At 64.7% G+C, this 23,447-nt stretch carries 20 protein-coding genes and 3 pseudogenes; 9 read left to right on the top strand and 14 right to left on the bottom strand.

Going from position 1 to position 23,447, the window contains the following annotated elements:
• Nucleotides 1–18 precede the first annotated feature (18 nt).
• The 3 genes and pseudogenes from F6X39_RS32565 to F6X39_RS32575 all read left to right on the top strand — a co-directional run.
• Nucleotides 19–144, top strand: a pseudogene (locus F6X39_RS32565) (ATP-binding protein); the annotation flags it as partial.
• Between the two features lie 482 nt (nt 145–626).
• Entirely contained in the window at nt 627–1,319 is a 693-nt protein-coding gene (locus F6X39_RS32570) for an NnrU family protein (protein WP_184065774.1), read from the top strand.
• 138 nt (nt 1,320–1,457) lie between these two features.
• Nucleotides 1,458–1,720: pseudogene (locus tag F6X39_RS32575) on the top strand (SDR family oxidoreductase); the annotation flags it as partial.
• Between the two features lie 226 nt (nt 1,721–1,946).
• Here F6X39_RS32575 and F6X39_RS32580 read toward each other — a convergent pair.
• The 5 genes from F6X39_RS32580 to F6X39_RS32600 all read right to left on the bottom strand — a co-directional run bounded on the left by F6X39_RS32580 (nt 1,947) and on the right by F6X39_RS32600 (nt 7,496).
• Nucleotides 1,947–3,257: an HlyD family efflux transporter periplasmic adaptor subunit gene (locus F6X39_RS32580; RefSeq protein WP_187619634.1), complete on the bottom strand. Its 1,311-nt coding sequence runs from the start codon at nt 3,255–3,257 to the stop codon at nt 1,947–1,949.
• A 34-nt stretch (nt 3,258–3,291) separates the two neighbouring features.
• Nucleotides 3,292–4,812: an efflux transporter outer membrane subunit gene (locus F6X39_RS32585; protein WP_187619635.1), complete on the bottom strand. Its 1,521-nt coding sequence runs from the start codon at nt 4,810–4,812 to the stop codon at nt 3,292–3,294.
• A 55-nt stretch (nt 4,813–4,867) separates the two neighbouring features.
• Complete coding sequence (locus F6X39_RS32590) at nt 4,868–5,305, bottom strand: MarR family winged helix-turn-helix transcriptional regulator (RefSeq protein WP_184022849.1); 438 nt, start codon at nt 5,303–5,305, stop codon at nt 4,868–4,870.
• Nucleotides 5,306–5,411: 106 nt separating this feature from the next.
• Complete coding sequence (locus F6X39_RS32595; protein WP_187619636.1) at nt 5,412–6,974, bottom strand: DHA2 family efflux MFS transporter permease subunit; 1,563 nt, start codon at nt 6,972–6,974, stop codon at nt 5,412–5,414.
• A gap of 84 nt (nt 6,975–7,058) precedes the next feature.
• Entirely contained in the window at nt 7,059–7,496 is a 438-nt protein-coding gene (locus F6X39_RS32600; protein WP_187619637.1) for a MarR family winged helix-turn-helix transcriptional regulator, read from the bottom strand.
• Nucleotides 7,497–7,691: 195 nt separating this feature from the next.
• Here F6X39_RS32600 and F6X39_RS32605 point away from each other — a divergent pair.
• Both F6X39_RS32605 and F6X39_RS32610 read left to right on the top strand, forming a co-directional pair.
• A pseudogene (locus tag F6X39_RS32605) lies at nt 7,692–8,113 on the top strand (VOC family protein).
• Between the two features lie 200 nt (nt 8,114–8,313).
• A complete protein-coding gene (locus tag F6X39_RS32610) occupies nt 8,314–9,024 on the top strand; it encodes an SDR family NAD(P)-dependent oxidoreductase (protein WP_090805134.1) in 711 nt (236 codons plus the stop codon).
• A gap of 31 nt (nt 9,025–9,055) precedes the next feature.
• Here F6X39_RS32610 and F6X39_RS32615 read toward each other — a convergent pair whose 3' ends face one another.
• The 3 genes from F6X39_RS32615 to F6X39_RS32625 all read right to left on the bottom strand — a co-directional run bounded on the left by F6X39_RS32615 (nt 9,056) and on the right by F6X39_RS32625 (nt 12,321).
• Nucleotides 9,056–10,000: a LysR family transcriptional regulator gene (locus tag F6X39_RS32615; RefSeq protein ID WP_187619638.1), complete on the bottom strand. Its 945-nt coding sequence runs from the start codon at nt 9,998–10,000 to the stop codon at nt 9,056–9,058.
• Nucleotides 10,001–10,166: 166 nt separating this feature from the next.
• On the bottom strand, nt 10,167–11,267 hold the full coding sequence (locus F6X39_RS32620) for an NAD(P)H-dependent flavin oxidoreductase (RefSeq protein WP_187619639.1): 1,101 nt from the start codon (nt 11,265–11,267) through the stop codon (nt 10,167–10,169).
• A 58-nt stretch (nt 11,268–11,325) separates the two neighbouring features.
• Nucleotides 11,326–12,321: an MFS transporter gene (locus F6X39_RS32625; protein ID WP_262414895.1), complete on the bottom strand. Its 996-nt coding sequence runs from the start codon at nt 12,319–12,321 to the stop codon at nt 11,326–11,328.
• Nucleotides 12,322–12,562: 241 nt separating this feature from the next.
• Between F6X39_RS32625 and F6X39_RS32630 the strand changes: the two genes are divergently transcribed.
• Nucleotides 12,563–13,159, top strand: a complete 597-nt coding sequence (locus tag F6X39_RS32630; protein ID WP_187619640.1) for a cytochrome b — start codon at nt 12,563–12,565, stop codon at nt 13,157–13,159.
• An 87-nt stretch (nt 13,160–13,246) separates the two neighbouring features.
• Here F6X39_RS32630 and chrA read toward each other — a convergent pair whose 3' ends face one another.
• The 5 genes from chrA to F6X39_RS32655 all read right to left on the bottom strand — a co-directional run bounded on the left by chrA (nt 13,247) and on the right by F6X39_RS32655 (nt 17,040).
• Nucleotides 13,247–14,488: a chromate efflux transporter gene (gene chrA / locus F6X39_RS32635; RefSeq protein ID WP_187619641.1), complete on the bottom strand. Its 1,242-nt coding sequence runs from the start codon at nt 14,486–14,488 to the stop codon at nt 13,247–13,249.
• A 180-nt stretch (nt 14,489–14,668) separates the two neighbouring features.
• Nucleotides 14,669–14,980, bottom strand: coding sequence for a hypothetical protein (locus tag F6X39_RS32640; protein ID WP_184003716.1), 312 nt, complete (start codon nt 14,978–14,980; stop codon nt 14,669–14,671).
• A gap of 43 nt (nt 14,981–15,023) precedes the next feature.
• The gene (locus F6X39_RS32645) at nt 15,024–15,152 is read right to left on the bottom strand and encodes a transposase domain-containing protein (RefSeq protein WP_410450626.1); all 129 of its coding nucleotides are present in this window, start codon (nt 15,150–15,152) and stop codon (nt 15,024–15,026) included.
• A gap of 417 nt (nt 15,153–15,569) precedes the next feature.
• Complete coding sequence (locus F6X39_RS32650; protein WP_187619642.1) at nt 15,570–16,445, bottom strand: helix-turn-helix domain-containing protein; 876 nt, start codon at nt 16,443–16,445, stop codon at nt 15,570–15,572.
• Nucleotides 16,446–16,482: 37 nt separating this feature from the next.
• A complete protein-coding gene (locus F6X39_RS32655; RefSeq protein ID WP_187619643.1) occupies nt 16,483–17,040 on the bottom strand; it encodes a carboxymuconolactone decarboxylase family protein in 558 nt (185 codons plus the stop codon).
• Nucleotides 17,041–17,245: 205 nt separating this feature from the next.
• Here F6X39_RS32655 and F6X39_RS32660 point away from each other — a divergent pair, with 205 nt between their 5' ends.
• Complete coding sequence (locus tag F6X39_RS32660) at nt 17,246–18,262, top strand: alcohol dehydrogenase (protein WP_187619644.1); 1,017 nt, start codon at nt 17,246–17,248, stop codon at nt 18,260–18,262.
• A 234-nt stretch (nt 18,263–18,496) separates the two neighbouring features.
• On the opposite strand, the gene katG is transcribed toward F6X39_RS32660, so the two are convergent.
• Nucleotides 18,497–20,755: a catalase/peroxidase HPI gene (gene katG, locus F6X39_RS32665; RefSeq protein WP_187619645.1), complete on the bottom strand. Its 2,259-nt coding sequence runs from the start codon at nt 20,753–20,755 to the stop codon at nt 18,497–18,499.
• Nucleotides 20,756–21,323: 568 nt separating this feature from the next.
• Between katG and F6X39_RS32670 the strand changes: the two genes are divergently transcribed.
• Both F6X39_RS32670 and F6X39_RS32675 read left to right on the top strand, forming a co-directional pair.
• Entirely contained in the window at nt 21,324–22,568 is a 1,245-nt protein-coding gene (locus tag F6X39_RS32670; protein WP_187619646.1) for a tyrosine-type recombinase/integrase, read from the top strand.
• Nucleotides 22,569–22,782: 214 nt separating this feature from the next.
• A complete protein-coding gene (locus F6X39_RS32675) occupies nt 22,783–23,379 on the top strand; it encodes a hypothetical protein (protein WP_187619647.1) in 597 nt (198 codons plus the stop codon).
• The last annotated feature ends 68 nt before the right edge of the window (nt 23,380–23,447 follow it).

The raw sequence follows: 23,447 nt of genomic DNA on the forward strand, positions 1-23,447 counted from the left end.
AGCTTCCGCACTTCACACATCGCCAAACGGTACGAAACCGGCAGTCTCATAATGACCAATCTGCGGTTCGGCAAGTCGGACTGGACCTTCGCCGACGAGGCAACGCTCACGGCGGTGCTTCTCGATCGGCTGCTTCATAACGCGGATCAGCGGAATCAGCCCGGCATGCAGGAAATTGGCCGGCATCTTGTCGACGAGACGCGAACGGCCCTGTGCAAGCGGCTCGACCGCGCTCGAGATAGCACCAGTTGCGTTCCCGGAGCATTGATTCAGTCGCAATCGTTTGGCGTCCCTAATACTCGGGGGCGTTGACGCTATGCAGACTACGAGCCTCGCCTCTCGACATTTGCCCATCCTGAACCTCTCGACGGATGCGATTGTTCTGGTTGGCAAGACGGTTGTTCACTTCGACGCGCCGGGGATGGTTGGCGGCCCATTGCCCCGCTTGCGCAGTCGATGCGATGGCGAGTGTCGCGGCCATTGCGACGACGACACTGCCAATCGAGGTTTTGCGGCGCGCGGCAATCGAAACTCGCGAAGCGATCGCTGCATTCGTTGTGGCGCGCGAAGTAGTATTCTCGCAATGCACGCGGTCGACCGATCATCTCACTTGAGGAGCCGGGCCAATGGAAAGCATCGACACACTCGTCGTGGCGGCATTCGCTTTTGTCGCCAGCCACTTTCTCCTATCCCATCCGCTGCGGGCGGGTATGGTCCGGGCAATCGGCGAACGGGGTGCCATGGGCGTCTATTCGCTGATTGCGATACTGACGTTCGGCTGGATGGTCATGGCTTACGACAGGACGCCCGTCTCCGATCCGCTATGGCCGGCAGGCAACGCGCTGTGGGCAGTTGTGACCGTGCTCATGCTGATCGCGTCGATCCTTCTGATGGGCTCCCTGATCCGCAACCCGGCGTTGCCCACCGGCGGCCGGCCCACCGCGTTTCCCGACGCGGCGCGCGGCGTGTACGCAGTGACCCGTCACCCGATGATGTGGTCGTTCGCGCTTTGGGGACTGTGCCATATCGCCGTGTTCCCGGTCACCCGGAACATCGTGCTCGCCGGGGCGATCATCATCCTCGCGCTGGTCGGTGCCGCGCTACAGGACCGCAAGAAACGGCGGCTGCAACCCGATCTGTGGCCCGCATGGGAATCGAAGACGAGCTATCTGCCGTTCGCGGCGATCGCCGCCGGCCGCGCGCGGCTGGGCGGGTTCGGCATGCACGCGCTGGTGGGCGGCGTCGTTTTCTGGCTCGTCGCGACCTGGGCGCATATCCCGCTCTCCGGTTGGCCCGCGGGCATCTGGCGCTGGCTCTAGCCGCACGGTTCCACGAGATCTGTTCTCGTGGCGCAAGACTCTTTGTCCACGGTGTGTGTTCGAATTCGCGGCGGATGCACCTATAGTGCCCTCCATCGGGTCCATCGATTCGAACGGCCAGCAGGCCGGATCAATCACGCCACGGCTCGTTCCGTCGCACCGGCCGTCGAGGCCGACTATGTCGCCGTGGCCGGCGACATCAGCGACGCCGCTACCGCCCGCCGCGTCGTCGACCTGCCATCGAGCACTTCGGACGCGTCGATACGCTCGTCAACCACGCGGGCATCTTCATCGCGAAGCCGTTCACGCAGTACACCGCCGAAGACTACGCGGCGATCCTGAGCGTCAACCTGAACGGCTTCTTTTACATTACCCAGTACGCGATCGACGCGATGCAGAAGTCCAGGGTCCCGCCGACGCCGCAGTCGTGATCGTCGTCATCGCCGAAATCCTGCCCGCCTGATCGACGCGCGCCACGCGTGACGCATGCCCTTCCGGCTTCGCGGCGCGGGCCTCGAAACGGTACCGACGGCCTTGGCCGAGGAGGAGGCGGCGCTCGGCCGTTGAGCCCCGCCTCGGTGACCTGCCCCTTCACGCTGTGTCGCGACAGGCTGCGCTTGACGCGCTTCAACCCGCATTTGCCTTGTGCTCGTGCGACGCCACGCGTTGCGATTGCGATTGCGGTTGGGGTTGCGCGGCCGTCGCGCGCGAGACCATTTCGTTTTGCTTGATGATCTTGTCGATCTCGGCGTCGGCCTGCGCATCGTAGTGCGCGAAAACATCGGTGCGATAGCGCGTGTTCTGCGCCGCGCCCAACTGCGAACCGGATTCGTCGCGCGTGTCGGCGTCGACCGCCATCGACAGGCCGATACGCAGCGGATGCGCGGCCAGCTCGGCCGGGTCGAGCGCGATGCGAACCGGCAGCCGCTGCACGATCTTGATCCAGTTGCCGGTGGCGTTCTGCGCCGGCAGCGTCGCGAACGCGCTGCCGGTGCCGGCCGAAAAGCCCTCGATACGCCCGTGATATCGCGCGCCTCTACCGTACACGTCCGAGGTCAGCGTGACCGGCTGGCCAATCCGCATGTGCTTGAGCTGCACTTCTTTGAAGTTCGCGTCGACCCATACGCCGTCGAGCGGCACGATCGCCATCAGCGGCGTGCCGGGCGCGACCCGCTGGCCAACCTGCACCCGGCGCTGCGCGACGTAGCCGGTCACCGGCGCCGGCAAGGTATCGCGCGCATAGGCGAGCCACGCGGTCCGCACTTTCGCGGCGGCGGCCTGCACGTCCGGATGCTGCTCGACCGTGGTGCGATCGGTCAGCGCATGGTTGGCTTCACCCTGCTGGCGCGCCGCTTCGAGCGCGGCCTGTGCGACGCTGACCGCGTCGCGGGCGTGTGCGATGTCCTCGGCGGACACGGCGCCCGTGTCCGCGACGGCCTCGCGGCGGTGCAGGTCGTCGCGGGCGCGGCCCAGATCGGCTTCGCGCTGAGCGACGTTCGCCGCGTAGAAGTCGTTGTTGACATACAGGCCGCTCACGCGTCGCACGGTCTGGCCGAGTTGCGCTTCGGCATCGGCAAGCGCCAGTTTTGCATCGGCCGGATCGAGCGTGACGACAGGGTCGCCCTGCTTCACGATCTGCGTGTCGTCGGTGTTGACGGCGATCACGGTGCCGGTGACCTGCGGCGTCAGTTGCACGAGATTGCCGCTGACGTACGCGTCATCGGTCACTTCGTGATATCGGCCCTCGCTCAGGTAGTACCCGCCGTAGGCCGCGCCCGCGAGCACGACCGCAGCGCCGAGCAGCGCGATCAGGCGTTTGCGGCGTGCCGGCGGCGTGGCCTTGTTGTCGTCTTGGGGCGTGGCAGGCGCTTGCCCGCCGGTCTTCTGTTCGTCTTCCCGATCCGCCCGTTCGCGGTCGGTCGTGATCGAATCGCTCATTGCAGTTCTCCTGATAGGTTTTCCGACCTGCCGTTCAACGTGCGGCAACCGCGGCATTGGCTTGACGGGTCGGGACGGCGGCGACGTCCGCGTGATGGTCGGTGCTGGCCGACGTATCGACGTAGCCGCCGCCTAACGCCGACGCGAGCTCGATCTGCTGGTCGCGGCGGTTCATCTTCAGATTGGCGATCGCCTCGTCGGCGTTCAGCGCGGTGACGTCGGCATTGAGTACGGTCAGCTGGTTGGTGAGGCCGGCCTTGTATTGCGTGGTCGCCAGTCGATCGGCATCGCTCGCGGCCTGCTGCGCGGCCTGCGCATCGCCGAGCTGCGCGTCGCTCGAGCGGATCTGCGCGATCTGCGTGGCCACGCCGCTCAGCGCGCCGATCAGCGTCTGGTTGTAGGTCGCCACCGCATAGTCGAACTCGGCGTAGCGGCCCTTCAACTGCGCGCGCAACTCGCCCCCATCGAAGATCGGCAGATGGATCGCCGAGCCCACCGAGGCCGTGCGACTCGCGGCGCTCAAAAGGCGGCCGAAGCCAAACGCGTCGAAACCGATCGCGGCGCTCAGGTTGATGTCGGGATAGAACTCGGCCTTCGCTTCCTTCACCTCGTGCGTGATCGCATCGACGCGCCAGCGCGCCGCGACGATGTCGGGCCGCCGGCCCAGCAGATCGGCCGGCAGGTTGTCCGGCAGACGCACGTCGTCGCCGACGCCGAGCGTCGGCCGCGTGATCGCGAGTCCCCGGTCGGGACCCTTGCCAAGCAGCGCCGCCAGTTGATACCGGGTGGTCAGGATGCTGCCGTCGAGCGCGCTGACGCGGGCACGGCTCGTGGACAGATTCGCCTCGGCCGTCTTGCGCTCCACTTCGGTATCGAGGCCGTTTGCGATGCGGCTCGCGGTGATGCGGTCGATCTGCTCGCGCCGCGCGACTTCCTGCTGCGCGATGTCGCGCAATGCGTAGAGCCGCGCCAGCTCGTTGTAAGTGCGGGCGATCGAGGTGTCGAGCGTGAGCCTGACGACTTCCACGTCGGCCTCGCTCGCGGACGCCTCCGAGACAGCCGCGCGCAGCGCCTCGCGGTTCTTGCCCCACAGGTCGAGATCGTAAGAAGCGCTCAGCAGCCCCTTGTTCTCCGTCTGCCATGAGCCGGCGTACGGCGGCGGAATCAACGCGGTGCTGCTGTACTGCTGGCGCGTCAGCGTATACGACGCATCGACGCGCGGCAGCGTGTTCGCCTTCGCCGTTTCGCTATAGGCTTGCGCCTGCTCGACTCGCGCGCGCGCCTGGTCGAGCGTCGGGCTACCTTGCAGTGCCTCGGCGATCAATGCTTTCAGTTGCGCGTCGCCGAACTGGTCGACCCAGTCGGCGGACGGCCAGTGCCCCTGCTCTTGCGGGAGGCTCTGGGACGTTTCCAGCTGCCGTGGTTGATCGATCTGCTTGTCGCTGTGGATGCCCGCATAGTTTGCACATGCCGCCAGCACCGCGAAGGAGATCACCGAAACACCGAGCTTCAGCGAACGGGCGACGGTGTTTGCCCTAGAAGTCTGCGTTTTCATTTTCTGACAAATCAGATTAATGGGTGAAAAAAAGCGCGGCACACGGCCGCGCCGCTCAATCGCCTGTGAACTTGCGAAGCAGGCGGTCCAGTTCGGCAAACTCGGCCTTCGTGAATTTGCGCAAGCGGGCGTTCAACACATGCGGTGCGACTTCCGGAATCCGTGCGGAGGTTTTCTGCCCCTCGGCGGTCAACGTCAGATTGACCACGCGGCGATCTTGCGGGTCGCGGGACCGTTTCAGCAGCCCCTTGGATTCCAGCTTGTCCAGCATTCGTGTCATCAGGCCGGTGTCGATTCCGAGCAGCTTCGACAGCTCGAAAGGCGTGCTTGCCACACCCTGCTTCAGCGAAAGCAGGATGCCCATTTGCTGGCCGTTGATGTCGAGGTCCTTGAGTGCCGCGTCCATCTCCGCCACGACGACGTTGCGGGCCTTGACGAGCCTGAAGCCGATACTCTCTGTGAGCATGAAGTTCTTCGTCGTGTAATGGTCCATGGCGGTGTCCTCCTCGTTGATTTGAACAATATCTGCATTATCAGATAATGTCAAGGAGAGGATGGTCTGTTTCATTTCCCGTCCGAACCGGGTTGCCAAATTGGATTCAATGTCCGCCGGCGGCTGCCGCGCCCGCGGCGCCACCCTTGGCCGGCTTCGTCACCCAGATCAGCGGGATGATGACGACAAAGATCACCGCCGAGATCCAGAAGATGTCGTTCAGGCCGAGCATCGTCGCCTGCGCGTTCAGCGAGGCTTCGTAAAAGGCCGTGGCCTTGGGAACGCCCGCGTCCAGCGCCGCCTGCAAGTGCGCGATCGCGCCGGTAAAGCCAGGATCGTCCACACTCGTTTGCTCGGCAAGGCGCGCATGGTGCAGGATCGTACGGTCGTTCCACGCGGTGCTCATCAGCGACGTGCCCACCGCTCCCGCGAAAATGCGCACGAAGTTGGACAGACCCGCCGCCGCCGGAACCTCCTCCGGCTTCAGACCCGACAGGATGATCGCGGTGAGCGGCGTAAAGAACAGCGCGGTTGGAATGCCTTGCAGCAGCGTTGGCAACACCAGTGTCCAGGCGTCGACGCCGGTCGTGTAGTTCGAGCGCATGAAGAACACACCGGCGAATCCGACGAACGCAAGCGTGGCAAGCACCCGCATGTCCGAACGCGGCATGATCTTGCCCATCACCGGGGCGAGGATCACGGCGAAAATGCCGAGCGGCGCGGTCACGAGCCCCGCGTCCACCGCCCGGTAGCCGAGAAAGCCCTGAATCCACTGCGGCAGGATCACGAGATTGGCGAAGAAGATGGCATAGGCGACCGAAATCGCAATCGTGCCGCCGAGAAAGTTACGTCTGGCGAAAAGCCGCAGGTTGACGATCGGTTTCTCCTCGGTCAATTCCCAGATCAGGAAGAACAGGAAGCTGACCACGGCGACGATCGTCAGCACCCAGATCACCGGCGAGCTGAACCAGTCGAGGTCGCGGCCCTTGTCGAGCATGATCTGCAGCGGCGCGACCCATGCGATCAGCGAGATCAGTCCGACCTTGTCGATCGGAAGTTTGCGGGCCGGGGTCTCGCGGTCGCGGTAGATCGCCCAGATCGCGCCGGCGGCAAACAGGCCGACCGGCACGTTGATGTAGAAAATCCATGACCAGCTGTAGCTGTCGGTGATCCAGCCGCCGAGCGCCGGGCCCGCGATCGGTCCGACCGTCGCCGTCATGGCCCACAGCGCGAGCGCGTTCGAACTTTTTTCCTTCGGAAACGACGCGAGCAGCATGGCCTGCGACAACGGCACCAGCGGCCCCGCCACCGCGCCTTGCACGACGCGGGCGGCGAGCAGCACCATCAGGTTCGGAGCGAGGCCGCACGCCGCCGATGACAGCACGAACAGCAGGATCGCCCAGACGAACAGCCTGACCTGGCCGATGCGCTGCGTGAGCCACCCTGTCAACGGAATCGACACCGCGTTGGCCGCGGCAAACAGCGTGATGACCCATGTGCCTTCGTCGATCGACACACCGAGGTTGCCGGACAGCGTAGGAATCGCGACGTTGGCGATCGACGAATCCAGCACATTCATGAAAGTGGCGAGCGCCACCGCAAACGTGCCGAGTGCAAACTTTGCGCCAGTCAGCTGGGCCGGCGCGCCCGGGTTGGTCGATGGATTCATGTCACGCCCTCGTCTCGGTTCGAAGCGCCCGTCGGCGGCGGGCGATTATCTGCAATGTCAGATAAATGATTAAAAAAAGCCGCCTCAGCGGTCGAGCAGTCTTGAAAGAAGCAGGCACAACGCGTCGAAATCGGACTTCGAGAAATGCGAAAGCCCCTCGCTCCATGCTCCCTGGTCAACCCGTGTATTGCGGGCGGCAACGGCCTGCCCTTCCCGCGTCAACGACACATCCACGAGGCGACGATCCCTGCCGTTGCGGGCGCGCTCGATCAATCCGCTGTTTTCGAGCTTGTCCAGCACGCGGGTCATCCGGGCCGGGTGGACACCCGCCAATTTCGACAGTGCGGCCGGTGTTTTCACGCTGCCGCGCGACAGCGTGAGCAGAACGCCGCGCTCCTGCAGATTCAGTCCTGCATCCGCGAGCCCCGCCCTGAGTTCGCTTGCAATCAGCTGACGCGCCTGACCCAGCACGGACGCCAGCTTCTGCGTGCGCTCAAAGTCTTCGTTGATCGAATCATCCATCGATCGCCTCCTCAATATCTGACTTCAATATATTTGACTATGCAGATTTATGCAAGCGGATTTCCTCGCCGTATGCACTACATGGTGTAAAAACTGAATTGAACCGCCGGCGAATATCGCCGCGATTCCTTGGGGCTAAATTCTTTCCGGCACGGATTCGGGCGCTGCTCGCTCTCCCTTCAGGAGGACGGAACGATGACTGACAAACCGCTTACGCTGGGTATCGATCACGTAGGCTCACCGTCCGCGATCTGAACCTCACACGCGACTTCTTCGTGAAGTGTCTGGGCTGGCAGCAGGTGGGAGAAAGGCCAGCCTATCCGGCTGCGTTCGTGTCGGACGGACACGTCGTGGTGACGCTCTGGCAGGTCACCGATTCAAGCCGCCTCGTCGAATTCGATCGCAAGGTCCATGTCGGACTGCATCATCTTGCGCTGCGCGTGGGCAGCGAGGAAGCACTGCAGGACATCTTCGCGCGCGTGTCCGCCTGGCCGGGCGTCAAAGTCGAATTCGCGCCCGAAGACCTCGGTGGCGGGCCCAAACGCCACACGATGGTGTACGAGCCGGGCGGCATCAGACTCGAGTTCGATCACGACCCGCGAACGCAGGCATCGTGAACGCGAATGCGCGCGACAGACCGGCCGACACCAACAGGACCACTGCCGCTACGCGCCGTCACTGACCGCTTGTTCCTGCGGCTCACAACTGTTTGTCCGCGCCTTGTGTGCAAAAGCGGAGCACGACCGCATAAATTAGTCGCCATCGGAGCCATCAGTCCGATCACAGATTGCTGATCCAACCTACTTCGAGGTTCACTATGAGTCAGTCTCCCAAAGTCATCGTGGTCACCGGTGCATCGCAAGGCATCGGCGCCGAAACCGTCAAGGCATTTCGCAAGCTCGGCCATAACGTGGTCGCGACATCGCGCGGCATCAAGCCGTCTGACGATCCCAACCTCGTCACCGTGGCCGGTGACATCGCCGATCCGGCCACGGCTCGACGGGTGATAGAGACGGCCGTGGCGCGCTTCGGTCGTGTCGATACGCTCGTCAACAATGCGGGCATTTTCGTGGCCAAGCCGTTCACCCAATACACCGCGGAAGATTACGCGACGATCACCGGCATCAATCTCGCGGGCTTCTTCCACATCACGCAGCTCGCGATCGCCGAGATGGAGAAGCATGAGCGCGGGCACGTGGTCAGCATCACGACGAGCCTCGTGGATCACGCGATTGACGGCGTACCGTCCGTGCTGACCTCGCTGACCAAGGGGGGCCTCGCCGCCGCAACCCGCTCGCTCGCGATCGAGTATGCGAAGCGCGGAATTCGCGCCAACGCGGTTTCGCCCGGCATCATCAAGTCACCGATGCACGCACCCGAAACCCATGCGGCGCTTGGCGCATTGCATCCAGTGGGTCATATGGGCGAGATGAGCGACATCGTGAATGCGATCCTCTATCTCGACTCGGCGCCGTTCGTGACCGGCGAGATCCTGCATGTGGACGGCGGCCAGAGCGCCGGCCACTGAGCGGGCCATGCGATGAAGCGGCGCGCGCCGGTCAATGCGCGCGCGTGCTCGGCGCGGGCGTCGCGGGTTTGGCCAACTGCTCGACGAGAAATTCGACGAAAGCCCGCACGCGCGAGGTCAGGTAGCGCGCGTGCGGATAAAGCAGGATGAATGGCCGCGTGCGTCCGCCCGCTTCGCGCAACACTTCCACGAGCCGACCTTCGCGCAGGTCGTCCTCCACGACGAAGCGATACGTCTGAAACAGGCCCGCGCCGGCACGCGCGAGCGTCACGCCGGCGAGCGCGTCGCCCGACGTTCCATAGCTGCCCTGCGTCAGCACGTCGCCATCTTCAGGCGAACCCTCGAAGGTCCAGGCGAGATGGCGCCCGCTGCTCGGCAGTTCGAACTGGATGCACTCGTGCGCCCGCAGGTCCTCGACGGTTTTCGGCACGCCCGCGCGCTTCAGATAGGCGGGCGCCGCCACCACGACCATTTCCGCGTCTTCGAGCTTGCGCGCGACGAGGTTTGAATCGGCCGGCGCGCGTCCACGTATCGCGAGATCGAAACCTTGTTCCGCAAAGTCGATGTTGCGATTGTCCAGGTGCGTCTCGACCTGGACTTGCGGATAGCGCTCGCGAAACGCCGGCAGCAGCGGCAACACGCGATAGTGCCCATACGGCGTCGGCATGCTGATGCGCAGCACGCCGGCCGGCGTGGTCTGCTCGCCCGTCACTTCGCGCTCGGCGTCCATCAGTTGCGACAGGGCTTGCCGGCACTGCTCGAAGTAGCGCCGCCCCGCGTCGGTCAGACGGATCTGGCGTGTAGTGCGCACGAACAGACGCACGCCGAGCCGTTCCTCGAGCCGCGCCACCGAGCGGCTCACCGCCGCCGGTGTGACACTCGCGGCGTTGGCCGCCAGCGTGAAGCTACCCAGCTCCGCCGCGAGGCAGAAGAGCTCGATGCTCCCCAGCAGGAGATCGTCGAATTTGCGTTGCATGCCTGTCCGCCTTTGTTTTGTTGGCTTGAGAACCCGACGATCGCGGCCGCGCTGGACCGAATGCATGGGTGCGGAACTGAGGCTGGAAGCTAATCGGACATCGGCCCGCGCATGCCCCACGCGTGCCGATGCGTTCCAACTGTGCGATGGTATTGAAGCTGGACTGCTAGTTCCACACCGATTGCAGCCGCTCGATACTTTCTCGCGTTTCGCTTTCCAGTTGCGCCATCAATTCGCCGGCAGGCAACGAACGCGCAAGCGGCGCGGCCTGGCCCGCCCAATGCGCGCCGTAGCCGAATTCACCCTTGGCCTTGGCGGCTGCATTGAGCGCCTTGCCCGCGTCATAGGTGATTGGATAGGACGGCGTGCGCGGGGCTTGCGGGTCCTCGCCGAGCGTGGTGAAGCGATTGACGATGCTGCGCGCAAGCCGCCCCGAAATGGCCGACGTGAACGTCGTCGAGCGCGCCGCATCGCTGAGCAGCGCGCGGCGATAGCCGTCGTCGATCGAGGTTTCCGGGCACGCGACGAACGCCGTGCCCAATTGCGCAGCCTGCGCGCCCAGCGCGAGCGCGGCCGCGATGCCGGCACCGTCCATGATGCCGCCCGCCGCGATCACGGGCAGGTCGAACTCGCTCGCGAGCAGGCGCGTCAGCGCGAACGTGCCGAGGCGTTCGTCGCGCCCGGTCGTGTCGAACACGCCGCGATGACCGCCCGCTTCGATGCCCTGCGCGACCATCGCATCGACACCCGCCTCGACGGCGGCCGCCGCTTCGTCGAGATTCGTCGCGCTCGCCAGCAAACGGATGCCCGCGTGCTTTAGTTGCGCGATCACCGCATCGGGCGGCAAGCCGAAATGGAAGCTCACGACGGCCGGCTTCTCCGCGAGCAGCATCGCCTGCATCGCGGTGTCGGCGACGAAGCTCGTGAAGATCTCGGAGAGCGCTTGCGGCGGCGTAGCGCCGTATTGCCGGAACACCGGTTCGAGCCACTCGAGCCATGCACGCTCGACGGCCGCATCGGGTGTCGCCGGGCGATGGCAGAACACGTTGATGTTGAAAGGCTTCGTCGTTAGCTCGCGAGTCTGTTGGATCGCGCGGCGCGCGTTCTCCGCGTTCATCGCGGCAACGCCGAGCGAGCCGAGACCGCCCGCGTTCGACACCGCGGCGGCCAGCGCCGGCGTGGTGACGCCGGCCATGGGTGCCTGAATGATCGGCTTGTGGATGCCGAGCGTGCGCAGTAACGCGCGATTGTCCGCTTGAATGCTCATGTTCCCTTCCCACCGGATGCGTTAAAAGATTCGATGTGCCTGCCGGCTTGCCTGCCTGTCAGGCCCCAGCGCGGCGGTGCGCCCAGCGCGCGAGGCCGCCGCAAGCGATCAGCAGCGCGCCGGTCACGAAGAACACCGCGTGCAGCCCGAGATGAACGCCGATCACACTGCCGATCACGGGGCCCGCCACCTGGCCGCTGAATTGCGCCGATTGCAGATAACCGAGCATGCGGCCGGTCCTGCTTTCATCCACCGATTGCCGCGCCAGCTTGCCGATCGAGGGCAACAGGCCCGCGAGCGTCATACCCATCAGCACGCGCAAAGCCGCGAGCTGCCACCAGTGCGTGACGAAGGCTTGCGGCACCATCGCCAGCCCCGTGAGCACGAGGCAGGCAACGATCACGCGCCAGCTCCCGAACCGGTCGGCCAGCGCGCCGAGGCGCGCGGCCGTCAGCATGCTCCCGAGCGCCGAGCATGCCATAACCACGCCGGCCACGCGCGCAAGATGCGTGGCATCCACGCCAAGGCCGCCGATATACACGGTGATGATCGGCTCGATCGACATGTCGGCGAGCAGCACCATCATCGCGGTCACGAGCAGCGCGGCCACCACCGCGTAATTGGCGCGTCGGGCGGGCGCGCCGGCGGTGCCGCGCGCGTGAGCTTTCGCGTCGCTCTCCGGGTGAAACTCTTCCTTCACCACGAAGATGGTGAGCAGCGCCGCCGCCGCGATCATCGCGCCGCCCGCGAAGAACGTGCCGCGAATGCCGGTCCAGTCAGGCAGCACGCCGCCGACGAGCGGCCCGACCAGATTGCCCGCGAGCGCGCCCGTCGAAAGTATGCCGAGCGCCCAACCCGCGCGCTCGCGCGGCGCCTCGGTGCCCACCATCACGGTGGAAGCCGATGCATAGCCGCCCACCAGACCAGCTATCGGACGCAGCGCGACCAGTTCGTAGACATTGTGCGCCACGCCGATGCCCTCGTCGACGAGGCTCACGGGCCGGTCGAGCAGGTGCAGGCGGAGCGCCGCCTGGGGTCGCGTCGCCGTTGACATGCATGCAAGGCCGCTCGATCGTGAGACTGAACGTGGCGCTGGTTCGGCGCTTGCCCTATCCTTCAGAAATTGTTCAGCACATCCTGGTACGCTTCGCAGGCGCTAGCGGGCCGGGTACGTCAAATGTCGCCAGCACCGCGAGCTCACCGCGCCCCGTGGTGCTTGCACTCCGCGTGCCGGCCCAGCCGCAGCCTCCGTTTTTCGTGGCGTCTCAACGTTTCCATCCTGTTCGCTCGACCCGATGACCAACCTCAAACATTCATCCGCGACCGCGACGGCGACGCGAATCGCAGCCGGCGATGACCGCACGCAATACGACTCTTTCTCGATCCTGTTGCATTGGATCACGGTGATTCTGGTGTTGGCCCAATTTGGACTCGCCCAAACCTGGGGGTTTGCGCCTAAACCCACGCGTCACCTGATGATCGTTTCCCGCATGTCGTTTGGAATATTGCTTTCGGCCGTGTTGATCGTGCGCATTGGGTGGCGTCTGATACCCGGACATCAAAGTCCCGTGTCTGCCGCGGGATGGGTCGAGCTGGCCGCGAAAGGCGTCCACTATGTTCTGTACGCGCTGCTGGTCGGCGAAGCGGTACTGGGTTTCGTACTGCGATGGTCCGGCAACGAATCGATGAGCTTTTTCGGGCTGCTGATCCCCTCTCCGTTCGCGCCGACCAGTAAGGCGACGCATCACGCCATTGGTGAGGCTCATGATTTCGTCGGCTGGGCCATCATCGTCATCGCGGCGGGACATGCCGCCGCCGCGCTGTTTCATCACTATGTGCTGCGCGACGACGTGCTCAAGCGCATGCTGCCGGGCAAAGCGGGCGACGCGTAAGCCGCTTCATCGTTGCAGGCTAACCGACCCGCGGCTGTCAGCCTTGATGCAGATCAGTGCTGTTGCAATGCGTGCGCGATCAGCCTGTCAGAACGGGTGCAGCACCGTTTGCGCGACGCCGGCCGCCACACACAGCACGACGACCGCAAGCGGGGGCACCTTCCAGCGCAGCAACAGCAAAAAGCCGATGCACGCCACGGCGAAATCCGTCGCCGACAGGACCGCGCTCGTCCACACCGGCGAATAAAGCGCGGCGGCCAGCAGGCCGACCACCGCGGCATTGACGCCGGCAAGCGCCGCCGCCATCGCCGCACGCGCGCGCAGCGCCTGCCACCACGGCAATGCGGCAAGAACGAGCAGCAGACCCGGCAGAAAGATGCCCACTGTCGCCAGCAGTGCGCCGCTCCAGTGTCTGGGTGGCAGCGCCATCATCCAGCCGAGAAACGCCGCGAACGTGAACAGCGGTCCGGGTACGGCCTGGGCCGCGCCATAGCCGGCCAGGAAGTCGTTGGGCGCGACCCATCCGGTCGCGACGGTTGCCCGCTGCAACAACGGCAGCACCACGTGGCCGCCTCCGAACACGAGCGCGCCGGAGCGATAGAACGCATCGAATACGCGGATGCCTTGCGAGGTCCCGCTTGCCGCCCATAGCGGCAACGCGAACAGCAATGCGCAAAAGACCACTAGCGCGACGATGCCTGCCGTGCGCGACACATGAAAATCGCCGGCCCGCGGAGGAATGGCGCGTGGCGCTTGCACCGCCGTGGTCCGGCACAGCGCGACACCGAGCACGGCGCCGGCGCCGATCACGATCAGTTGGGCGTAGACGGTGCCAGGCACACTGAGCAATCCGAGCGATGCGAGCGCGATCGCCGCGCGGCGGCGATCCGGACACAGACGCCGCGCCATGTCCCAGACAGCCTGCGCGACGACGGCCACCGCGACGAGCTTCAGGCCGTGAATCACGCCCATGCCGAGCGCGCCGCCCAGGTCCGGCGCGATCACGGCAAAGGCCAGCATCACGAGTACCGACGGCAGCGTGAAGCCGCACCAGGCCGCTAGCCCCCCACCCCACCCGGCCCGCAGCAGCCCGATCGAAAACCCCGCCTGGCTGCTCGCGGGTCCCGGCAGAAATTGGCACAGGCCGATCAGGTCGGTGAAGGCTTCATCGTCGAGCCAGCGGCGCCGCTCGACGAACTCGCGCCGGAAGTAGCCGATGTGAGCGATCGGACCGCCGAAACTGGTCAGCCCGAGTTTCAGAAAGACGATGAAAACCTCGATCACGCGCGCGAGCCGTGAGCGGCGCGGCGACGACAAATCAGTATCCATGGATGTGCGGGTTCGAGCGCTGCCGATTTCGAGAGCCGGGCTTCGTGTTTGACGACGCACAGTATAGAGGCCTACGGCGCGACCACGCGGCGCACCCGCGATTGATCGTATGCGATCCATCATTGGCGTCTCTCAGAGGGCATTCATTTGAGAAGCGCCGTGCTCGAACGACAGAGGATTCTAATCGTGCTTGTGTTTGCTAAACGAGTAAGGATGAACCAGCACAAGGTTCCCGGCTGACGGTAAGATCGCGACCGGAGTTGTTCGGCGTTTTACTTCATCGAGATCGGCGTCTGTCTGAACGACCGGCACGCGACGCCCACCCCATACTTGCGCGCAAACTGGCCGGGGGTCGTCAGGATGCGGTGTGTCCCAAGCGATCTCCAGGGATTCGCCGGACGGGAATTCGAGAATGAGTGAATCCGCAGCAAGAGGCAGCAACTGACCTGACGCATCCTGGATATACGCTTTGATCTGTTTCGGTTCGGTCATATTTTCCTCCGGTAGGTGTGGTGATGATAAAGATCAGCGATGCTCATCGGGCCTCTTCCATGGGTAGCAACGCGTCGTAGTCGTCGACGCTTTTCGCCGAAGGCAGACGCTGAAATAGCCAGGTGAGATAGCGATAGGGATCGATGCCGTTGACCTTGCAGGTATGGACCAACGAATAGAGATTGGCGCTCGCATCAAGGTGCAGACCTCTTCGTGCTCGCGTTGAAGCGAATCGTACGCCTCGCGTATCGCGAGAAACGCATTGAGTTCGTCGGCGGTGATGGCGACCTTAATCGGCATGCCGGTTGGACAGGCATGCCGATCACGTATTCAACTGACGCGACGATATACGCGACGCACCAGGATTCCGGCACACGCGCGAGCACCTCGGTCACGTCGCCGAAGTCGGAGATGATGGCCGCGTGCGAACTGGGCGCGCGCCGGAACCAGTGTGGCTCGTCGGCTGCTTCGACGTGAAGCGCCGCGACCGGAAACAGTAGAAGCCCGTTGTCCATGGAGAGTGAGTGGCGTCGGATTGCTCAACCTGATCGGCTCGGATGATCGCCCAAAAACCGAAGACATCGCTATATCACGGCATACGGTTTGCCGATATTGGAGGTTGCGGGGACGCATGCGCCGCGAGCAGCTGCTGATGCCATGCTTCGGTGGCGTCGTCGGCGGGGAACATGCATTCGATGCGCAACTCCTGCGCGGCCACGTTTTGCGGTGTGCCCACGGTCGTGACCATCGAGAAATAGCGCAGCACCACGCCTTCGCTGATGAAGCCGAGCGGAACCATCGGCAGCGTCGCGGGTGTCGCGGACGAGCCATGATGCGTCTTCCAGTCGCGCGGCACGTCGGGATACGCAAGCAGTTCATCGAGTAGACGCTTCGTGTTGGCGCCGATTACATGACCGACCGACTCACGATACACGCGTTGCAGCAGACTTCGCGCGACCTCCTCCCACTCGGCGACGAACGGACGCATGCCATGTGGATCGAAGATCAGATGCAGCATGTTGCGCGGGCCTTCGCGCGCGGTCATGTCGATGAAGCAGTTGAAGAAGCGCGGGGCCGCGTCGTTGGTCATCAGCACGTTCCAGTCGCGGTCCATCACGAGCGCCGGAAACGGCTCATGCTGACGCACGACCCGTTCGAGCGCGCGAACCACGCCGTGCATTTCCTGCGCATTCCACGGTGCTTCCGAATAGATCGGTGCATAACCCGCGGCAAGCAGCAGCGCATTGCGCTCGCGCAGCGGCACGTCGAGGGTCTGCGCGAGCGTCAGCAGCGTGTCGCGGCCCGGCACGCTGCGCCCGCTTTCGATGAAGCTGATCTGCCGCTGCGAGATGCCGGCCTCGAGCGACAGATCGAGCTGACTCACGCCACGCATGTCACGCCAATAGCGCAACAGACTGCCGAGATCGCCCGGCTGCACTTTCGGATCGTAACTCGTGACGTTCATGGTGTTGCCCTCCTGTTGATGCCTGAACGGGATCGCTTCAGCGCGCGGGCGCGTGCCACGCGAATTCGGCGAACTGCGTTTCGAGCGGCGGCTCGGTCACGCTGCCGGTGTAGTTCGTGATCGTCGACGCGGCGACCGCCGCAACCACCTCGAGAATCTGCTCCGCGCTGAAACCTGCCGCGAGAAAGCGTTGCCGGTCCTCATCGGCGAGGCGGCCGCGTTTTTCGATCAGCGTGCGCGCGAGCGTCGACAGCGCCGCGAGCCTCGTGTCGTCGGGCACGCCGCCGTGGCGGATCGCCTCGACATCGGCGCGGCGCAGGCCCGCGTTCAAGCCGAGCGCGGTATGAAACGCAACCGCCCATTCGCTCGCGTTCGTCACGGCGTTGGTGAGCAGCAGCGTCTGGATCTCCGGTTCGGTCAGACTGCTCGCATGCACGCGCTCGAACAGGCCGATGAAGCCGTTGATCAGCACCGGTGAAGCCGCCATCTTGGCCGCGATGTTCGGAATCAGGCCGAACGCCTGCTGCAGTTTGCGCAGCACGGGTTTCGATTGCTCGGGAGCGGACTCGATCGTGTGAACGGGATAGCTGGACATGGTATCTCCTTGACGTGTGCGCCATCGGAGCGACGGCGCGGTAGTCGAAGAGTAGAGGCAGCCGCGCGGCTCGCCAATTACATCGGATGTCATCGCCATCAGCCATGCGGCGGCGGCTTCTTTCTGGCGAGCCGCCTGGACGCGGAATATCATGTTGGAGTTTGTTCCCCTCTTGTCCCGTTCGTCACTGGAAAGGAAGAACATCATGCCCACAATGAAAGCAGTCGAAGTGATGCAGGCCGGCGGCCCGCTCGAACTGGTCGAACGCGAAGTGCCCGAGGCGGGCGCGGGTCACGTGCGTATCAGGATTCAGGCTTGCGGCATCTGCCATAGCGATGCGATGACCAAGGAAGGCCTGTGGCCGGGCCTGGCCTATCCGCGTGTGCCCGGTCACGAGATCGCGGGCGTGATCGATTCGGTCGGTGCGGGTGTCGAGGGCTGGCAGGTCGGGCAGCGTGTCGGGGTCGGCTGGCACGGCGGGCATTGCGGCAAATGCGAACACTGCCGCCAGGGCGATTTCGTGCTGTGCAAGTTCGCCCTCATCCCCGGCATCAGCTACGACGGCGGCTACGCCGAATACATGGTGGCCCCGGTCGAAGCCCTGGCGCGCATTCCCGACGATCTGTCCGACGTCGATGCCGCGCCGCTGCTCTGCGCGGGCATCACGACGTTCAATGCGATACGCAATAGCGGCGCGCGCGCTGGTGACGTGGTCGCGATTCTCGGGATCGGCGGCCTCGGTCATCTCGGCGTGCAGTTCGCGCGCAAGATGGGCTTTCGCACGGTGGCGATCGCGCGGGGTCAGGACAAGGCCCCGCTCGCGCAGCAACTGGGCGCGCATCACTACATCGACAGCAAAACGGAAAACGTCGCCGAGAAGCTGCAGGCACTGGGCGGCGCGAAGCTGATACTCGCCACGGTGACGAGCGGCAAGGCGATGACCGCGACGCTCGGCGGTCTCGGCCTGAACGGCAAGCTCGTGATGGTCGGCGTTTCCGAAGAGCCGGTCGAAGTGCCGATCGTGCAGTTCATCATGGGACGCAACTCGGTGCAAGGCTGGCCCTCCGGCACCTCGGCCGATTCGCAGGACACGCTCGCGTTCAGCGCGCTCACCGGTGTCAAGCCGATGATCGAAGAGTATCCGCTCGCCGAGGCAGCGCAGGCCTTCGACCGGATGATGAGCGGTCACGCGCGTTTCAGGGTGGTGTTGAAGATGGTCTGAGTGGCAGCCTCCGGTGGGGCGATGGAAATTGTATGACCATTCTGGTTACGGGCAGCACGGGTGTCATCGGCACCCGGTGCTCGAACATCTGAAAGGCGGCGGCGCAGAAGCAGTGACGAGGCGAAGAAAAAGCGCGCTTGCCGGCATCCCGGCAAGCGCGCTCGATGGCTTCGCAAATCCACCTTCAAAAACTGCGGCGACGTGGCAAAGAACCACTCGCCAGCACTGGCTGGATCAAGCCAGCTCGAAACGATCCAGATTCATCACCTTGACCCACGCGGCAACGAAGTCGCGCACGAATTTCTCCTTGCCGTCCTCGCTCGCGTAGACCTCGCTCAATGCGCGCAGCACCGAGTTCGAGCCGAACACCAGATCGACGCGCGTACCGGTCCACTTGACCTCGCCGCTCTTCGTGTCGGCACCTTCGAACGTTTCCGCGGCCTCCGACACCGGCGTCCATTCCGTGCCCATGTCGAGCAGATTGCGGAAGAAGTCGTTGGACAGCGTTTCCGGCTTGCTCGTCAGCACACCTTCTTTGCCAGCGCCCACCTTCAGCACGCGCAGGCCGCCGATCAGCACCGTCATCTCGGGCGCGGTCAACGTCAGCAGTTGCGCCTTGTCGATCAGCAGCTTCTCCGCCGCCACCGGGAACTTGCCGCCCAGATAGTTGCGGAAGCCGTCGTGGACCGGCTCGAGCATCCCGACCGATACGACGTCGGTCTGCTCCTGCGACGCATCCATCCGACCCGGCGAGAACGGCACCGTCACCTGCTGGCCGGCGTTCTTCGCGGCCTGCTCGATACCGGCGCCACCCGCCAGCACGATCAGGTCGGCAAGCGAAATCTTCTTGCCGCCGGACTGCGCACCGTTGAACTCGCTCTGGATGCCTTCGAGCACCGTCAGCACCTTCGCGAGCTCAGCGGGCTGGTTGACGGCCCAGTCCTTCTGCGGTGCGAGCCGGATGCGCGCGCCGTTGGCGCCGCCGCGCTTGTCCGAGCCGCGGAACGTCGAGGCCGAGGCCCACGCGGTCGTGACCAGCTGCGACACCGACAGCCCCGACGCGAGGATCTTCTGCTTCAGCGCCGCGACGTCCTTGTCGTCGACGAGCGGGTGATCGACGGCCGGAATCGGGTCCTGCCACAGCAGTTGCTCCGACGGCACTTCCGGGCCAAGATAGCGGGCGCGCGGACCCATGTCGCGGTGCGTCAGCTTGAACCACGCGCGCGCGAACGCGTCGGCGAACTCGTCGGGGTTGGCCATGAAGCGCCGCGAGATCTTTTCGTAGATCGGGTCGAGGCGGAGCGACAGGTCGGTCGTCAGCATCGTCGGCAGCACTTTCTTCGATGGGTCGTGCGCGTGCGGATACGTGGCCTGCGCGTCCTTCGCGACCCACTGGTTCGCACCCGCCGGGCTCTTCGTCAGCTCCCACTCGTGGCCGAACAGGCTCTGGAAGTAGCTCATGTCCCACTGCGTCGGCGTCGCGGTCCACGTGACTTCGATACCGCTCGTGATCGTGTCGCCGCCCCTGCCGGTGCCGAAGCTGTTGCGCCAGCCGAGCCCCTGGGCCTCGAGACCGGCACTTTCCGGTTCCGGACCGACGTTCTCGGCCGGCGCCGCGCCGTGCGTCTTGCCGAACGTGTGGCCGCCGGCGATCAGCGCGACCGTTTCCTCGTCGTTCATCGCCATGCGGCCGAACGTTTCGCGGATGTCGACTGCCGCGGCGAGCGGATCGGGATTGCCGTCCGGGCCTTCCGGATTCACGTAGATCAGGCCCATCTGCACCGCGCCGAGCGGGTTTTCGAGGTTGCGGCCGGGCGGATCGGTACGGCTCTTTTCGGTGCCGTGCAGCTCCTCGTCGGCGACCAGCACGCCTTCGTCGTCTTCCCTGCCGGCCGCTCCCTTGCCGTAGCGCACGTCGCCGCCGAGCCAGGTCTTTTCATTGCCCCAGTAGACGTCCTGATCCGGCTCCCATGTGTCCGCGCGGCCGCCGCCGAAACCAAAAGTCTTGAAGCCCATCGTTTCGAGCGCGACGTTGCCGGTCAGGATCAGCAGGTCGGCCCACGAAATTTTCTGGCCGTATTTCTGCTTGATCGGCCATAGCAGCCGGCGAGCCTTGTCGAGGCTCACGTTGTCCGGCCAGCTATTGAGCGGCGCGAAACGCTGCTGGCCGCGCCCCGCGCCGCCGCGGCCGTCGCCGATGCGGTACGTGCCGGCGGCATGCCATGCCATACGGATAAACAGCGGGCCGTAGTGGCCGAAATCCGCGGGCCACCAGGGCTGCGAATCGGTCATCAGCGCGGCGAGGTCTTTCTTGACCGCGGCGTAGTCGAGGCTCTTGAATGCCTCGGCATAGTTGAAGTCTTCGTCTAGCGGATTGGAGCGGTTCGAATGCTGGTTGAGCAGGTCGAGGCGCAATTGCTTCGGCCACCAGTCCCGATTGGTCGTCCCGCCGCCGGCGGTATGGATGAACGGGCACTTTGCTTCGTTTGACATGCGTTCTCTCCTTTGGAGGATGTCTCCGTTGTCGATCGGAGTCGGTGCCTGGGTACTTTCTCCAATCCCATGCAAGGTACTTGTTATGCGTTTGTCATCGTGTCAGGCTTGCGTGGCAATTTGACGACCCGAAAACCCGACAGTCAGCCGAATGGCTCGGCAGTGCACTCATGAAATCCAGGGTCGAGGGCAACGCAGCCGATGTCCGTAACGGCTGACTGCGGTCGGCGCTCCACTCCTATTCGAATATAGGCGAGGACAAAGTTCAATAGAATTCGAATACGGCAATGCCACTAATAGGCGGCGACTATAGCGGGCGGAAAACGAGCGCCGCCCTGCATCACTATATGCCGATCGATCGTCACCGCGTTGCCGATCGATCGTCACCGCGTCGAAGCTTGAGCGCACCCGGCTGTTTTGCGCCAGGCGCAGCCGACTGTGTGATAGGGTTTCGCGTTTCGTCCGCAACAGAGTGGGCACTGCTTTCTTTTCAGGCAAGCGCTTCTGAGAGCACCTGAGCGGAGCAGAATGACGCCAACCGGCGTGCGCCCGAGGAGTGTCCCGAACCGTGTCCAAAGCCGTGCCGAAAGCTGCCCCGAACGCTGAGCTCGCCACCGTCCAGCCCGTCGAATCGCTCGTCGTGCCGGAACTGCTCGATGGCCGCGACGGCACCAATCGCGGCGCGGCGGAAAACTCGCAGCTATCGGCGCGCAACGACCTCGACGCCGTGCGCGCCTGGCTGTCCAATTACGCGGACACCAAGACCACCTTCGACAACTACCGCAAGGAAGCGGAGCGGCTGCTGCTGTGGGCCGTCGTGCAGCTCGGCAAGCCGCTGTCGTCGCTGACGCACGAGGATCTGCTGCTGTTCAAGGCGTTCATCGCCGATCCGCAGCCGGCCACGCGCTGGGTGTCGGCGAACGGCGGCAAGTACGCGCGCGGCGACGCGCGCTGGCGGCCGTTCAACGGGCCGCTGTCGCCGGCCAGCCAGCGCCAGGCGCTGATCATCCTGAACGCGATGTTCACGTGGCTCGTCAACGCCGGCTATCTGCGCGGCAATCCGATGGCGCTCCTGCGACAACGCGCGAAGCGCTCGGCGCCGCGCGTGACGCGCTATCTGTCGACGTCGCTGTGGGACGAAGTGAAGCTGTTCGTCGAGCAGCTGCCGCAAGATACCGATGCGCAACGCGCGTACTACGCGCGTTGCCGCTGGCTGACCACGCTGTTCTATTTGCAGGGCATGCGCATCTCCGAGGTGGCCGGCGGGCAGATGGGCCAGTTCTTCAGAAGGCTCGGCGCCGATGGTCAGGACCAGTGGTGGCTCGAGACGCTCGGCAAGGGCGACAAGGAGCGGATCGTGCCGGTGTCGGCCGAACTGGTTCAGGAGCTGCGCGGCTACCGCACGCTCAATGGCCTCGCCGCCCTGCCGACCCGCGCCGAGGAAACGCCGCTCGTGCTGCCGTTCAAGGGCCGCAATCGCTGCCTGTCGCGCTCGGCGATTCACGACGCGATCAAGGGCATCTTCGCGGGCGCGGCCATGTGGCTGCGTGCGCGCGGTCCCGAATTCGCCGATCGCGCCGACGAGCTCGAGCGCGCGTCGGCGCACTGGCTGCGGCATACGGCCGGTTCGCATCAGGCGGACGGCGGCGTCGATCTGCGCACGATCCGCGACAACCTCGGCCACGTTTCGCTGAATACGACCAGTCTTTACCTCCACACCGAGGACGACGCGCGGCATACCGAGACCGTTAATCGACACCGGATGAACTGGGACGACGCGAAGTCTGAAGACGGCAATGCGGGCGGCAATTAGGCGCGGATCGGGCGGGTGAAACCCGCCGGAATTTTTGCGTTATTTCTTTCTATTTCCCAGTTGGATCAATTCATCAGCCGATGCGCGCCGGGCATGCGTTTGCGCCTGCGCGTGTACCCGCTCATTTCCCTGGTCGTCGATTCATATCTCAAGAATGCAAAACGCCGACCGTTAAACGGGCGTCGCTCGACAAATAACCAATACAAACCGGGGAATGAACTTGAAAACCATCACCAACGCGCTGTTGGCGTCGGCTGCGTGCGCTACCTTTCTCGCGGGCTGCGTGACCAGTGGGCAAGGCCGGCTCGTCAGCGCCCCGAACCGGGTCAACGAAGTGACCGTGACCGCGTATCAGCCGTTGCCGGCCGATGTGTACGTCGCCAATGTGGTCGATCGCGATGTGGTGATCGTCGGCGGCGATACGTATATCTGGGTCGTCGGCCGGGACGGCGTCCGGCATCGCCAGTTCTATTCTCATGGCGATCATCGCGCCGAGGTTTTCCATCGCCGTGAGGAACTGCATCGTGTGATGGCGAGCCATGACGGTCATCTGCCGGAGCATCCGGGCGGCGGCGAGCATCCGGGCGGCGCGCATCCGCCGCTCGGGCACCCGGGCGGCCCAGCGCCGGCGATGGCCGCGCACGGACAGCCGCCGCGAGCCGACAGGCACGCCGCCAGACCGGTCAGGTCTGCACCCGCGACGGCCGCGCACGGACAACCGCGCCGCGCCGTCATGCACGTCGCCGGGCCGGTCAGGCCCGCGCCCGCGGCATCGGCAAAGCGGGTGTCGAAGGATCCGAAGAAGTCGTAACGTCGCTGATAGGCGCGCTGCCAAAGCGCCTTCCTGCATCGCCCGCTTCCCCCAACTCCCCGCCAATC

Origin of the sequence: Paraburkholderia sp. UCT2 (assembly GCF_014397665.1) — a bacterium.
In the GTDB taxonomy this organism is placed as follows: domain Bacteria; phylum Pseudomonadota; class Gammaproteobacteria; order Burkholderiales; family Burkholderiaceae; genus Paraburkholderia; species Paraburkholderia tuberum.

Excerpts from the sequence above, each read along its gene's own strand:
- F6X39_RS32585 (WP_187619635.1), bottom strand. The coding sequence starts at position 4,812 with ATGAAAACGCAGACTTCTAGGGCAAACACCGTCGCCCGTTCGCTGAAG.
- F6X39_RS32625 (WP_262414895.1), bottom strand. The coding sequence starts at position 12,321 with ATGTCAACGGCGACGCGACCCCAGGCGGCGCTCCGCCTGCACCTGCTC.
- F6X39_RS32655 (WP_187619643.1), bottom strand. The coding sequence starts at position 17,040 with ATGTCCAGCTATCCCGTTCACACGATCGAGTCCGCTCCCGAGCAATCG.
- F6X39_RS32615 (WP_187619638.1), bottom strand. The coding sequence starts at position 10,000 with ATGCAACGCAAATTCGACGATCTCCTGCTGGGGAGCATCGAGCTCTTC.
- F6X39_RS32580 (WP_187619634.1), bottom strand. The coding sequence starts at position 3,257 with ATGAGCGATTCGATCACGACCGACCGCGAACGGGCGGATCGGGAAGAC.
- F6X39_RS32610 (WP_090805134.1), top strand. The coding sequence starts at position 8,314 with ATGAGTCAGTCTCCCAAAGTCATCGTGGTCACCGGTGCATCGCAAGGC.
- F6X39_RS32570 (WP_184065774.1), top strand. The coding sequence starts at position 627 with ATGGAAAGCATCGACACACTCGTCGTGGCGGCATTCGCTTTTGTCGCC.
- F6X39_RS32600 (WP_187619637.1), bottom strand. The coding sequence starts at position 7,496 with ATGGATGATTCGATCAACGAAGACTTTGAGCGCACGCAGAAGCTGGCG.
- F6X39_RS32660 (WP_187619644.1), top strand. The coding sequence starts at position 17,246 with ATGCCCACAATGAAAGCAGTCGAAGTGATGCAGGCCGGCGGCCCGCTC.
- F6X39_RS32620 (WP_187619639.1), bottom strand. The coding sequence starts at position 11,267 with ATGAGCATTCAAGCGGACAATCGCGCGTTACTGCGCACGCTCGGCATC.
- F6X39_RS32640 (WP_184003716.1), bottom strand. The coding sequence starts at position 14,980 with ATGACCGAACCGAAACAGATCAAAGCGTATATCCAGGATGCGTCAGGT.
- F6X39_RS32675 (WP_187619647.1), top strand. The coding sequence starts at position 22,783 with ATGAACTTGAAAACCATCACCAACGCGCTGTTGGCGTCGGCTGCGTGC.
- chrA (WP_187619641.1), bottom strand. The coding sequence starts at position 14,488 with ATGGATACTGATTTGTCGTCGCCGCGCCGCTCACGGCTCGCGCGCGTG.
- katG (WP_187619645.1), bottom strand. The coding sequence starts at position 20,755 with ATGTCAAACGAAGCAAAGTGCCCGTTCATCCATACCGCCGGCGGCGGG.
- F6X39_RS32630 (WP_187619640.1), top strand. The coding sequence starts at position 12,563 with ATGACCAACCTCAAACATTCATCCGCGACCGCGACGGCGACGCGAATC.
- F6X39_RS32590 (WP_184022849.1), bottom strand. The coding sequence starts at position 5,305 with ATGGACCATTACACGACGAAGAACTTCATGCTCACAGAGAGTATCGGC.
- F6X39_RS32650 (WP_187619642.1), bottom strand. The coding sequence starts at position 16,445 with ATGAACGTCACGAGTTACGATCCGAAAGTGCAGCCGGGCGATCTCGGC.
- F6X39_RS32595 (WP_187619636.1), bottom strand. The coding sequence starts at position 6,974 with ATGAATCCATCGACCAACCCGGGCGCGCCGGCCCAGCTGACTGGCGCA.